Below are 13,613 nucleotides of genomic sequence, written 5' to 3'. Positions count from 1 at the left end.
GAATATAAGGTTACCGCGCTCCATTCTTGCAACGGGGCGCGGTAACGCGTGCCAGGACTACTTGCGCTTCACGTTTGTGGCGTGAGGCTCGTCATCCTTCATCTCGATATCGAACGTGACCTTGTTGCCATCCTCTAGGTCCTTTCCATTTGCCTGCTCGAACGGCAGGTATACCTGTCTACCCAAATGTTTGTAGTCGATGTATGCGTCATTTCTGTCTTCATCGTAATCCACCACTTTGCCTTCCTTTCCGCTTTCTACGATCATGATTTGTATCCTCGATGTCACTGCCTGTGGTTGCTTTTTCCCGCTCCCGAGTGCGGGTGTGGGAAAATCTAATGCGCCGAACACGGTCCCGATATTGGCATTTTCATCAGTTACTCCATGGCCAGGTCTGGGACCCGCTCACTACCAGAACGTCGGCCGGTGCCCTACCGGTGGCAGCCTGTGTTGTTTCACGGCGGCCAAAATCGGAACGGTGACCAGCTGCTTAATTGAATAACTGCCCGAGTTCCTCACACTGGGCGTAGGACGTTGCGCTAACTGTCCTGAATTAGGCTCCAATGCCGCCAGTCGACTCGCCTCCAGGTCAATGCTGGACCCGACTGTTCCTCTCAGGACGTTGCCGTCGAGCATCGTGCCGACAAAGTTGGCTGCGTACGAAACGCCGCGCGACATGCGCACTTGTATGAGGGGCTGGAAATGTCTACTGACCTGCAGTTGTTCGCCAATTTTCCCTAACCAACCCGAATTCGCAAAGTTGGTCATTGAGGAGGAGTCATCAAATCCACCAAGATGGTTTCTGACGCTCCGCCAAATGCCACGCAGACTGCCTATTGGGCGACTAACTCTATCGAGTGCTGCCCCCGTAGGACGACTAAGGCTCCCTAGCACATCATCCGCAACCCGGCTTATCGGACCCGCACCCACCGGTGTCACGCGCCCCGTACGTCCGACGCGCGCCAACCCCTTAACAACCATGTCCTTCATGCTTTTGGCGCCGTTCCACGCGACTTTAAGGCCACTGCCGAGCGCTTTAGCACCCTTCCACAAGAGTTGCAGCCCTTTAAAGCCAAGCTTGAACAGCCCGACGAAACCCAGGGTACTCAACACCCCCGTCGCGACCGAGGCGATACTCAGCGCTCTGGACAATTCAGGATAGGAGTCCTCCGTGAACACCGCTGCCACTTCGAAAGCGAACGAAAGCACGCTCATCACCATGACGAACGCCAGCAAGGGCGCCGCCAGCCCCCCCGTGACAACGGTCAGTACCGCGCCAACCACGGCCACCAACGCTGAAAACAGCAGGCCGCGCCAGCGGCCACCGACTTGCGTCTTCTCAGTGTCTGCCACCGCCTTATCGTAAGTAGCCCGTTGGTGGTCCTGGCCCCAGCGGCTGAGCATGATCGCCCCACTGGGGTCGTGCAGGTTGACCGGGTCCGGGCAGTGGGCATAGTCGTTGAGCCCACCCTCACCGAACGGGCTTAGCCAGTCCGGCTGGGCATAACGGCGCAGCGCTGGGTCATAACTGCGGTAGCCATTACCGGCATGATAGTGCCCAGTGAGTGGGTCGCGGCGCATGCCGTTGTAGCCGTTGACAAGCCCCTCCAGTGCCGTGCCCTCACCAAACGGCAGCAGCGGTGCCAGTTCCAGCGAGCCGTTCTTGACTTGCCCGGCAACGCCCACCTGCGGGTCGTCAATCAGCCAGCGCACCTCGTTTCCATCGTACTGGGCCAGCCCGCTGGACAGGCTGGTGGTTCTGCTGACTTTGTCATCCTTGTCATAGTGGATCTCGCCGATCAATTCATCGCCGTCGTAACGCAGCTCACAGGTGCTCTCGTCGCACTTGAGGTACTGCGCCGCCAAACGCTGACTACCGTCGTACTCGTAGCGGGCTAGGACATTGCCGTCGCTGTCGCAGACCTTGTCGAGCTGGCCGGCGCCGTTGTAGCTGAAGCGGTGTTGCCCGGCGGCATCGGTCAGGTAGCCGTTGGTGTTCCAAGTCAACTCGCGCTTGTCCTGGCCGCGGCTGATCCCCGTCAGCCGGGTCGGATCGCTGGTCGTGCCATAGGCCAGTTCCTCGGTCTGTGTTTTGCCATCGAAGCCGGTGGTGACGCAGCGGGTCAGGTTACTCAGCGCATCCCAGGTAAATTCCTGGGCTTTGACTGCATTGCCCTGAGCGTCCTTCGGGCAATGTTCGGCCGCGAGTGCCTCGCAGTCATATCGCTGCAGACGGTCAAGCATGTCGTAGGTGAAGCGCTCAATGCGTACCTGCCTCCCGTGCTCGTAGCTCGTCTTGCTGGCCAAACGACCGTCGCCACGCCAAGTCAGGCACTGCTTGAAGCACTCGCTGCCGTTGCGCAGGAAACGCCGAGTGACTTCCTGGCCGAAGCTGTCATGCTCGCTGAGCACCTGCCACTGCCCACCGGCCTTGAGCGCCTGGGCCTGGCGCGACTGCAGACGCCCCAGTGCGTCGTAGCGATGCACCACCTCCTCGTGGTCCTGGCAGGTGCGCAGCACCCGGCCCTGCTCGTCGGTGAACACGCGCTGCCAGTGACCGTCGGCGCGCAGCGTGGCCAGCGGCCGGCCACGCAGGCTCAGCCAGCGGTGGCCCTGACGCTTGGCACGCGGTGAGGTTTGCTTGACCCACTGCCGACCGGGCAGGGCCGTGCTCCCTTGGACCTGCGCCCAGCCGACCTCCATCTTGGCGTCACCGACGGGGGAGGCCAAGGTCTGTGTGCCGTCGTGCTCGGTAAAGCTGGAGAGAGCCTGGTCTTTCGCCTTGAAGCTCTGACCCTCGGCACTTCGAAGGGTGGTGAGCAGAGTCTTGTCGGGTAACGTCACGGTATCGTCCGTGATGCTGTACGCGCGGCTGCCTACCGTGCGCGAGGTCAAGGTGCTGGCGTTCTTCACCTTCTGCGTCGCCACCACCTGGCCGTTCACCTTGAGTTCCGTGGCGTGGTTGCTCAGGCCATGGTAACTGTGCTCTACGGTGGAGTTATCGGGCCGGGTGATCCTGGTCACCCGGCCCAGGGCGTCGCGCTCCAGGCTGTACTGACAGGTCTCCTTATCCACGGTGCGCTCATAGCCGATGACATCGCCTGAGTTGTCGAAGCGCTTGAGCACCTGCAGATAGGCTTTGCCTGCACTGTCGGTCACACGCTCGACCTGATCGAAGGTGCCGTCCTTTCGGTAGGTGTAATCGGAGGTGCGTTTAAGCACGCATTGCTCATCGATGCCTTCTTCAACCAGGCGTTGGCTCGACAGGTCCTGCGTCGCATACGGTTCAAACGCGAACGGATCGAACGCCGCGCCTCCTTCGTCGTCAACCTTTTCCTCGCTTTGGGCTTGCAGCAGGCTACGTATACCTGGCCCATCCAGGCCCCCTTGCTCCCTGACCCACGCTTGTGGTCCCACGGCGATCGGCATCGGAGTCATCGCCACCACGGCCTGCCCACCCGGCAAATAGTCCCACTCGCAACTGGCCAGCAACTTCCGCGCTATCGGCCCTTGCAGGCTGTATTGATCCAGCGGCACAAAGTGCTGACTGCCGGCTCTGCGCCACTCATGCCGCCAGACCCGTCGCAAGCCGTCCAGGTAGCTGCGGGCGACGTTGTTGTTTGCATAGGTATGCGTTGCCTGCTTGCCGTCATCCGAATACGTGGTGTCGGTCCGCTCGTCGGGTTTCTGGCCCTTGACCTTGCTCATGTACAGGCCGTTGCTGCCCTTCTTGAGCGCGTAGTATGTCTTTCGGGTCACCCGCTCCAGCGCATCGTACTGCCAGTGCACCTCCTCCCCCTGCTTCACCTGTTCCAGAAGACGCCGGCCATGCCGCGAGCGCACCTCCTTGCTGAACTGTTTGCTACCGGCCTCGGTGGTGCAGGTGATGCGCACCACGATGCCTTCATTGTTCGGGTTGTCCTCAAAGGACTGCAGGTTCTCCAGTTTGAATTGCTTCTCGCCCAGGTGGGTAATCTGGGTGTCCTTGACCGACCATTTATCGACGGTGCTTCCTTCCTTCCTGCTAACCAGCGAGATCTCAGTGCTGCGCTGGCGCCACAGCAGCTTGGCGGGCGAGTTAGCCAACGTCCAAGTGGCTTTGGCGTTGAGCCAGTCGCCTACAAGCGTGCCCTTGACCCCCTCGACTTCCACCACCTCGGCAAGCTCCAGCAAGTCCCTGCTGCCCCGCGTCACCTTGCGATAACCGAACAAGCGCAGGCCTTTGAGATTGCCGAAGAGGTCACACTGGTACTCAGCCATGACAGGGGCAGAGGCATGCTCCGGGATGAAAGGGCACTGCAAAGTCGGCAGCCCTTCGAGCCCCGGCACACTTTTCAGCTCACCGGACAGCCCGCGCTCATCAAATTCCACCGTGAACGGATTGTCCCCTGGCTTGGTGTAGTAACAGCGGTAAAGCGAATCCTCACCAGTCTTGTGCAGGCGCTGCACGTTGCCTGCCATGTCCTCTTCCTGCGTCGCCACCGCCACCGTGCGCCCCAACGCTTCTCGCTCGGAGTGGGGTGCGCTTGCCACCAGCCGAGTGATGCAGGCGGCGATTTTCGGTCGGTGGTGATCGTCGGTTTTACTGAAGAACCATTCGAGCAGTTCGCGCTGCCTTTCGACCAGCTCTGCCCCATCCTTTACCTTAATGTCTTCGCTTCCGGCACCGGCTTCGATGGCATAGAGCAATTTGGCATACTCATCGCCCGCCCCCGTGTAGCGGTAGCCCTTGGTTACCCTTTGTTTGCTGCTTTTCTTTTCGTTTTGCCGGGTAGCGAAGGCCAGCCAATGACCATGCTTCGAGGCAACCGCGCGCAACAGTTCGAAACGCTCTACGTAGCCGCTATGCTTGACGTTACCTTGCACCAGCAAGTGTTGCTCCCTTGCCCCATGCGGGCCGTATTCGTACTCGACGGTAACGATCCTCTGGTCGGTCCGTAGGAAGTCCCCCTCGTAGCGATAGGTCGCCACCTGGTTCTGTTGCCCATCGCCTGGCACCAAGGTGTGTATCGCCACCCGAGGCAGGCCAGGGCGTCCGTTTTTCTGCTCTTCATTCTTTGGTTGCCACGGTTGGTACCTTACGCATTCCACCGAGCCGTCAAGTTCCCGCAGGCCACACAGCACTCGGTCCAGGGTATAGTCGTCGTCATAATCGCAATCGACCTGCTGCAGCACGACGTCCTTGTCCTTGTTTTTCACGACGCGCTTGAGCGTGCGAAGCAGGTAATCCTTGAGCTCCAGCCTGACCTCGTATTTCTCGGAGTTGCTCTGCGGCCAGACCTGCATGTTCACCTTCGCAGCCTTGCCCTGAGGCGTCTCGTACTCGGCCATGAACAGGGCCTCTTCCCCGCTTTTGACCGTCAACAGCAGGAACTGGCCTTTTTCGCGCTTCCACTCCAACGTCAACTTTTCGCCGTAGGGCGATTCGATGCTAGACGGCACCAGCAACACGAACGGCTCCAGGCGTGCGAGTTCGAGTTCGAGATCGGCAATGCGCTTTTTCAGCTCAATAATGGCTTTCTCGCCTTCCCATGCGTTAACCGCTCGGTCGTAATCGAGATCCGCAGCGACGTAGTAGCAACGGGGCACGGCCGCCCATGCGATCCACTGCTGCCACTTATCCGGTAGCACGGGAAAACCCGGCCTGGACTTGTCCCGAATGGCTTTCAACGTTTTCAGTAGCAGGCCATGGAGTTCCTTGTTCGGTTCTTCCTCGTCACTGCCCTTGACTGCAGGTTTTTCCAGAATTTCCTGACGGCCGCTAGGCAGGTCAAGGGTGAACTTACTGTAATCCGCATCGCTGCGTACCACGCATGAGGCCAGCTTGATCGCCTTTTCCGCGCCCAGGTCCTTCCATTGCGCTTCGTTGAACTTGATCTGGGCGCCATCAGCCAGGGTCAGTCGCCGGTCGCGCACGTCCACGCTGGAAAAACGCCAGGCCCAGCCATCGCCAAGCCCCGCCTCATTGGCGCGCAGCGCCGAGTAATGCAAGGTCAGATCGACCGCCGGCCCCTGGCCTTGCAGCCCTTGCAAGCTGGCCACCAGGTAATGGGCGTGGAACAGCCCCGTGCGTGGGTCTACCCCGGCTTCACCGTGGCCGGTGGTGTCAAACAGTTCGGAGCGGCTGGTGTTGCCGTAGTCTTCGCAGAGGTAGCTGATATCCGTCTGCACCTTGAGTGCTTTGGGTGGGGTGAAGGTGACGGGCTTGGGGTCGTGCCAGAATTGGGTGGTTCCCAAGGCGCCGATATGGCCTACGGTCAGGGCTTCTTTGCCGCGCTCGGACTCGGGGCAGTCCAGGTAGAGGTCATACGCCTGGTTGGTCAGCGGGCCTTGCCAGGTGATGGTGTCGCCGGTGACCGATACGGGCCACATCGGAGAGAGTTCCTTACTGGCGACGACAATTGCGTATGCAAGCTTGGCGGCGACGAGTTTGAGGGCGCCTTCGGCGGCGACGAAAGCTGCGTCTCTGTAAAAGCGGTCGTCTTTAGCGGCTCCGGCGGCAGAAACGGAAGCGTGGAAGGCAACATCGGATTTGGCTCTGGCCAGTTCGTAGGTGTAGATATGCGCGGCGTTGGCGATGGCGGTGGTGTAAACGCCGCCGGTTTCTTGAGCACCCTTGATTGCGGCCTTTATAGCGGCATTCAGATTGTCCTCGTAGGCTGCCTGTCCAACAGCCTTCAGGTTGTCGTCATAGACAGCCTCGTAGACAACCTTAAGTACGACAGCTTTCAAGTCGGGGTTCAAGCAGATCTCGTTGCCATAGCCCATGTCCGTGATGCAGTTGTCGGCAAGCTTGGCAGCGGCAGCTAAGGTACTGGTTTCGGCGAACGTAACGGCGACAGGTTTTTTAGCAGCGATAACAGTCTCTACATAGGTAATGTAAGCCTCTCTGAGTTGTTTGGCCGCTGCCTGCCTCGGCACACACGCCATCACTCGGTAGCCTTTGTCGCGTGCCGCTTTATCCAGGCGAAACTCCAGCTCTGCGTCCAGCGAGCTGATGGTCACCCCCGTCATACCCTCACCGGGCTCGATGGTGAACGCCACCGGGTCTGCGGCCTCCTCGTATGGCCATTCATCAGCGTTCAGCAGTTCCCGCCGATAGTCCTCGGTCGCCCATTCGCTGCCATCGCCGACGTTATCCAGTGCGACAAGCAGCTCGGCGTGACGCGACAGCCACAGCTGCCTGCCGTCCTTGACATACAGTTCTGGCCAATGCTGCGTTTCGATAAAGCGGGCCAACGCCTGTAACCAGGCTTGCTCGTTACTGGGCACCGGAACGCAGGCCTGGGGCCTGAACAGTGCGTGGTGCAGCAAGGCTTGGTTACCGGGATGGCGCACGGTCACCAGCACGGCATCTTCCAGCGCCTTGAATGCCGGCGCCAGCAGCGGGCCTTCGACGTCGTAGTCATCGTCCGGCAACCTGGCGAAGATGCGCAACGCGTCGCCGCGCTGTTCGAGCACCGCCGCGGTCGTGTTAACGCGCAGGTAAGGCGCCACTGCCGACGTGGCCAGCGCCTCGGCCCAGGCCTTCAGCCATTTGCCGCTGGCGCGCTGGGAGCTGCTCGGGGCCCATTCGTGGTGGCCGAGCAGACGCTGGGAAAACGTATCATAGACCCAGGCATGCAGCACGCCGCCGTCGGGCACCGCCTTCGTGCCATCGAACATACGGCTGGCCCACCAGTTCACCTCGGTTACTGTCACACACAACTCGGCACACTGCGGCCCCCAGAACGCGTTGTTCACCTCGCCCGGTACCACCGTGCAGCCTGCGCCCTTCACCCCCGCCCGCAGCAGGCGGCTGTCACGGTTGACCTGTTCGCACAAGGCCTTGGCCCAGCCGCTGGCGGCCTTGGCGGTAAACAGGTGCTGCTCGTGCAGGGCCTGAGTCTTGAGGTCGCGCACCTGCAGGCTCAGGGTCTGCCCGCGGGCCAGTGGAAAGTCATCGTGACAGGCCAATACCTGGACCAGGTTGTTGTCGAACGGTGCGGTGCTGAACGCCCGGTAGTCGGCCTGGCACCACAGGCGCGGATCTTCGTGGCTACTGGAAAACGCATTGTTGTCGCTCCAGCCCCCGGCCGTGATGGGCTTGCCGGCCTCGGCGACATACTTGGTAAAGTCCTTGAGCCACTGCTTGGTGCCCAGCTTGCTGGCCTGTGCGGTGTAGTCGACATGGGTCAGCTCGCCGGTGCGGCGGTGCACCAGGCAGGCACTGACGGTTTCGCCCGCAGCCAGGGCGCGGTCTGCCTTGATCGGGCACAGGCTGTACCAGCCACCTTCGGCACTGCCCACCCGCTCCAGGCCGAAGCCCTGCATGTCGGGCATGGTGCCGTCGGTTTGGTTGGTGATCTTGTAGGGCACCGGGAAGGTCTGTTTGGCGTCGATTATCGGAAGCGCCGTCGGGGCCTCGGCTTTTGAAGCGCTTAACGCCTCCATCAGAGGCGCGAGCTTGGCGACGTCCGAAAGTGAGTAGACTGCACGGACGTGCTGCATATTTACCTGAATCGGTGTATCAGACGGTGGGCTTAGAAAATGGTCCACAAAAGAGTATTCCGACGCAAGGTCATTGCGTAGTTCTCCAAACGCGTCATCCATTGAAATGATGAGGCTTTCCACGGACGCTGGATGCGGCTCAACGGCATCCAGGTAGCAGAGCAGACCATAGGTATCTGTGCAGGCGTCTGAACCAAACGTAGTTACAAAATCTTTGACTGATGCAGGATGGAGTTCAATCAGAACTGGTAATGAAGAGGCAGACAAGAGCGCCGGATCGTCAAAGATAATGCGATAAGCGCCAGATGAAAGCATAGCGAACAGCTTACGCTTGAACTGCTGCTCCAATCCTCGATACTTCGGCTCATTCTGACTGTATCGACTTACCTTCTCACGTTCAACACCACTTATGGTATTAATAACATTGAGTCCAACCTCCGAATTATCGTAGTTAAGGATAACGCAACAATCCTGCGCCGCTGATTCCGAGAAATCATCACGGTACAAAACTTCAATGTGCGTATCGTGTGCCGCGATAAACCAGCATTTGTCGCCATTGACGCATATCGGGTCACCTCTTTTAAGGTCTGACCCGTCTATAACACTTTTATTGTAGCCATTAACAAAAATCTCCGAAAAACGAGTCATGCCTCATCCCCTGTGCGTAGTCAGTGTCGAGTTCGATGAGTCGCCCGCCATGAACCGACTGGGTTTCAGGAATCTGAATACACTTACTGATCCTGGGTGACTCGTGGGAACACTGTCCTCCTATTCCGAAAACCCGTCACCTGACAAAAATGCCAGGTGCGGCCTAGGGAAGTCACACTGGGGAGGTCTTAACGGTTCTATTGTTATCGACCGCATTGCCCGGTCGTGATGCGCTGGAAGCCCGCCTATCAGCTGTCGTGACGGCTTAAACGTTCGCCAAGGCCAACTAGCGCGTCATCCCCAATTCGGCATCATCCATCAGCGCCTTGGCCAAGGCGCTTAGATAATGTGAGGCCCAGATCAGCTGGGGGTTGTCGTCCATTACGCCGGCGATGGTCAGGTCTCGCACAACGCCCATCAGTTCTGAGGCTTGCTCACGGGCGTCTTGGCAAGGGATGCCGGGCTCGATGCAGAACAGCGGCTGGGTCTTTTTTTCGCCCTGGTAGAACTTGGTCTTGCCGACCGTGGTTTTGGTTTTTGTCGTATCCGTGGTCATTGTTCACTCTCTTCGAAGTTTTACAGCCGGGCCTCTTCGCAGTGCAAGCCCACTCCCCCTGCCTCACCCTCCGGTCATGCGCGTTTCAGTGTAGGAGCAGCCTTGTGCTGCGAAGAGGCCGGTGGCAGCCCTGAAGATTCCCGGTTTGGTCACCGGCCTCTTCGCAGCACAAGGCTGCTCCTACACTGGAAGGCGTAAGACGCGAGGATCAAACAACGCGTTAGCTGTACTTTAGTGCTGAGTCCGTGGCTGATGCGCTGGCACCTGCACCTGGATCAACGCCGACTCCAGCAGCACACGCAGTGACTCCAGCTCATGCATCGTCGCCATCATCAAGATCGACACGGGTGATTTGGGCTGTAGGAGAATGGCCTGATTTGCCACGGACTGTGCGCACAGGGCGTAGTCCGCTGCCTGGATGAGGGTGTCTTCGAGGGAATGGTGGTTGTGGGGTGGATCGGGGACTATCTTCAACATCCTATGATTCCTTCTAAGTGGCAACCACCCGCCTGCTGTCAAACAGAAGGGTGGCAGCTGTACGTGGGTTGACAGACCGGCGGAATCACGAAGCTCCGGCGCACGCAAGCGTGCCCACACGTACAGCTGCCATAAAGGACGAACCGTATGCATGATTACCGTCGCGGCCTGTCAAAGCCGTGTCGTTGATGTGCAACGACACGCCGAGACTAGAGCGCTGCCTGAACAGCCGCAACGGAAAAAAGGCGGCAGGAGTATGTTTGGGAAATGCCCTACAAGGAAGGGGTTAAATCTGATGATCTCTCTCCGAGTTTTACAGCTGGGCCTCTTCGCAGCGGTCATGCGCGGTCTGGGTAGGAGCAGCCTTGTGCTGCGAAGAGGCCGGTGGCAGCACTGAAGATTCCCGGTTGGGTCACGGGCCTCTTCGCAGCACAAGGCTGCTCCTACACTGGAATGCGTATGCCGCGAGAATCAAACAACTTTGTGGGAGCGGGTTAACCCGCGATGAGGCCAGACCAGGCAACGCAGTAGCTGTGCTTTAGTGCTGGGGCCGCAGCCACCTGTACCGCGCTGTCGCTTGATCACTCGGAGTGGATGTTCAACTTTAGCTCGTCGGCGCCTGCTTCGGCTCATTCACCGGGTCGCCGTTGCAGTACACGTACGGCGAGCCATTTTGAGTAGCAAGCAAACCTGCACCCGCAGGCACCTGATAGCGGTGCAGCTGCCCATCGTACAAACGATCGCCATTGCCCAAGTGGTAAAAGCTCAAAGGGTTAAGCGGTTCGCCTTTAAAACCCAGCCAGGTGGTTGATGCTAAGTCGCGAACACGAAACCCATAGGGCAGGTAGCTGAAATAGACCGGGGCGGTAGATTGGCCGTGCTTGAGGCTGGCGAACACGGTGCCCGCAGCATCACGCAGTTCGAACGTGCAGGTCGTTGAGTCCCACACGTCATCAGTGGCCTCTGTGATTTGCTGCAAAAAGCACGAGGGGCTGTTATTGAGCAGCACCATCCGCCGTTTCGCTGCCTGGCCGGTAAAGTGCTCGCCCAATTGTTGAACGGCGTAGATCGACCCTTCCCGGTAGTGATACACCTCCCGCTGCTCACCTAGCACCACTTCCCTGATCCGCCCCTGAATGTCATAGGCAAACTGGTAATCCGCGCCCTCCCCCCCAGCCTGGCTGCTGTATGACTTGATCTGTCCATTCGCGTGATAGCCGAGCTTGCGATTGCTGCGTTTCAAGGTGCGGCCGCGTTGATCGTTGACTTGCGGGTCGCCGTTCGATGAGATCAGTGCACCTGGGCGGTCTGGGTCATAGCCGTACGTAGAAACACCTGGCCCCTTGCTCGACTTGTGGCTGCGCGACACAACGTTGCCATCGGTGTCGTACGTAAATATCTGCTCGGTATAGGCTTTGTTGCTGCTGCTGACAGGCGCATTCTCGCCCGTGCAGTACCATTTATGCAGACGCTCATCGCTGTCGTACGTGTAATGGTCGCTGCGGTACTCCTTGTCATCGACCTTTAGCACAGACTGCTTCAGCCGCCCATCACTAAGCAACGTTCGCTCAAGGCTCAGCGTAGGAAAGCCGTCGCCACTGAAGGTGCGCGTAGTTTCATTGCCTGACGGGTCATAGGCGTAACTCACCGTGATCAAGGCGCCGCTGCAGACATCCTTGATGGTTTCCTGAGTGAGTTGGCCTTCGTCGTTGTAGGTGCTGGTTGTCTGGCATGCCGAACTGGCTGAACCGACGACGCGGTGATTGGTGTCGTACGTGAACGTTGTGGTAGTACCCGTAATGTCGTCGAAGCTGAGCAACTGGCCGGCCGCCGAGTAGATGTGCAGGGAGGTGGCCGTTTGCTTCGTACCCTTGAAGGTGGGCGCGCAGGCTTCACTGAATTGGCGCTTGGCAAGGTCCAGCGTGCCACTGTAGCCAGCAGCAAGGTAATCTGGCATGTCCTTAGGCTCAGCGTCTTGAAACAGCGTGGTGAGCGGCCCATCGCTGCCAACGGCGAGTGATTGTTGGCTCGCAAACTCCAAGCGCACGTTACCTACTGCACTATTAAAAAGAAGGAAGCGCGGGTTATTTTCTGCAGATTGATTGTCCATATTAAGCTATCACCTTTGGCACAAGAAGGATTTCGCCACCTAAGAAACAGTCACCACCTAAACTTTTTACGAGCAGCTCCACTGCGTTCACAGCGTCAGCACACCGTCAACCCGCTGCAGCACTCAGCACCTCGCTGCAGCGCTGATCATCTACTTGATCTTCCGAATAGTAAGAAAAGGAATTATACGCCGTTAAACCTTCAGCCCTAGGCGCGATGCTTTTGACTGCCGCCCTCAACGTGCCATGTTCATAGGCCATGTTCTTAAGCGCTGGGTACACTTCAGCCAACAGTGGGTTAACCTTTTCGATCCTGTCCTCGAAGGGCTCGAGATTTACCTGGAGTATCATCCTACGCAGAATAGGAACCTTACGCCCCGTCACGCGGTTGAATCGGCACTGATTAAATTGTGCAATGGGCAGCCCAATTGCCCTATCCTTCACATTATAGAAAAAAGCTTCAACGGGAAGCGCTGCGGCTGTTTGAGCCGTCCACGAGGTCACCTTGAAGTCATTAGGCACGGTGGTCTTTTCGGACGCCCGCTCAACGACCGCCAGTGCCGTCATGAACGCCTCCGTTACATTTGGCCCCTTAAGGGAAAATGCGCACCGCTTGTCGTAGGCCTTATCTTCAATGGGCGAATGAGCCTCAAACCAGGCCTTGGCATCTTTAACAATGTCACTCGACACCACACATGGCGCACTGCTGTCTTTCTTGTCCTCATACGCTCCACAACCCTTGTCTGAGCGTTTGTCCGAGGCACCATCAACGGGATAGACGCAGGTTGGCTGTAACTTCAATTGACCCGGTTGTTCTTGACCTGGCGGTGAGACAATATAACCATTGGTGTATGCAAACGCTAACCGTTCAAAGGATATACCGATGCGCACGTAACTAAACGAGGTATCGTGCGTTGCTCCCTTTCGGGCGGGATCCCACGCGTTAAAATGCTTTCCACGCGGATCGCCCACACCTCTTATCAATAAACCGGAGCATTCGTAAGCCGGGCGATTATTCGGACAGGACTCTACATAAGCTTGATAGCGCAATGTAACTTTTTTCTCTATTTCCTTACCGTATCTATTGAGCTCAGGCCATGCCTGTACAGGCCCGATCATCGCCAGCATTATCAACCCTACACAATGTACACGCATCTATTAACCTCCATTTCTCAAGAGATAATGCACTCCACTGTGCGCTTCGCACGCCCTTGAATGACACACTGGATAGTGATGATCGTCTACTGGTAAAAATGATAGGTTGACGCGAATCGACTATGAGCTGCGCTCCTTATAAAGCACCGAGAAACTCGCTCACCCTGCCTCACCCTCCA

The 13,613-nt window shown here is 58.2% G+C and carries 6 protein-coding genes; all 6 read right to left on the bottom strand.

All coding sequences use genetic code 11. The features are described from left to right. Positions 1-57 precede the first annotated feature (57 nt). The 6 genes from OO306_RS07895 to OO306_RS07870 all read right to left on the bottom strand — a co-directional run bounded on the left by OO306_RS07895 (position 58) and on the right by OO306_RS07870 (position 13,407). A complete protein-coding gene (locus OO306_RS07895; protein WP_265968261.1) occupies positions 58-267 on the bottom strand; it encodes a cold shock domain-containing protein in 210 nt (69 codons plus the stop codon). A 141-nt stretch (positions 268-408) separates the two neighbouring features. Beyond that, positions 409-9,138 (bottom strand): RHS repeat-associated core domain-containing protein, encoded by an 8,730-nt coding sequence (locus OO306_RS07890; RefSeq protein WP_265968260.1) that lies wholly within the window; start codon positions 9,136-9,138, stop codon positions 409-411. Positions 9,139-9,424: 286 nt separating this feature from the next. Next, complete coding sequence (locus OO306_RS07885) at positions 9,425-9,694, bottom strand: DUF3077 domain-containing protein (protein ID WP_265968259.1); 270 nt, start codon at positions 9,692-9,694, stop codon at positions 9,425-9,427. Positions 9,695-9,925: 231 nt separating this feature from the next. After that, positions 9,926-10,171: a hypothetical protein gene (locus OO306_RS07880; protein WP_265968258.1), complete on the bottom strand. Its 246-nt coding sequence runs from the start codon at positions 10,169-10,171 to the stop codon at positions 9,926-9,928. A gap of 604 nt (positions 10,172-10,775) precedes the next feature. After that, positions 10,776-12,281, bottom strand: coding sequence for a hypothetical protein (locus tag OO306_RS07875; protein ID WP_265968257.1), 1,506 nt, complete (start codon positions 12,279-12,281; stop codon positions 10,776-10,778). A gap of 106 nt (positions 12,282-12,387) precedes the next feature. Further along, positions 12,388-13,407 (bottom strand): hypothetical protein, encoded by a 1,020-nt coding sequence (locus OO306_RS07870; protein ID WP_265968256.1) that lies wholly within the window; start codon positions 13,405-13,407, stop codon positions 12,388-12,390. Positions 13,408-13,613: the final 206 nt, after the last annotated feature.

Source organism: Pseudomonas sp. DCB_AW (genome assembly GCF_026240895.1).
Taxonomy (GTDB): Bacteria; Pseudomonadota; Gammaproteobacteria; order Pseudomonadales; family Pseudomonadaceae; genus Aquipseudomonas; species Aquipseudomonas kermanshahensis.
The sequence above is the reverse complement of the archived record's forward strand: the minus strand, read 5'-3'. Positions and strand labels throughout refer to the sequence as shown.

Excerpts from the sequence above, each read along its gene's own strand:
- OO306_RS07875 (WP_265968257.1), bottom strand. The coding sequence starts at position 12,281 with ATGGACAATCAATCTGCAGAAAATAACCCGCGCTTCCTTCTTTTTAAT.
- OO306_RS07880 (WP_265968258.1), bottom strand. The coding sequence starts at position 10,171 with ATGTTGAAGATAGTCCCCGATCCACCCCACAACCACCATTCCCTCGAA.
- OO306_RS07885 (WP_265968259.1), bottom strand. The coding sequence starts at position 9,694 with ATGACCACGGATACGACAAAAACCAAAACCACGGTCGGCAAGACCAAG.
- OO306_RS07890 (WP_265968260.1), bottom strand. The coding sequence starts at position 9,138 with ATGACTCGTTTTTCGGAGATTTTTGTTAATGGCTACAATAAAAGTGTT.
- OO306_RS07870 (WP_265968256.1), bottom strand. The coding sequence starts at position 13,407 with ATGCTGGCGATGATCGGGCCTGTACAGGCATGGCCTGAGCTCAATAGA.
- OO306_RS07895 (WP_265968261.1), bottom strand. The coding sequence starts at position 267 with ATGATCGTAGAAAGCGGAAAGGAAGGCAAAGTGGTGGATTACGATGAA.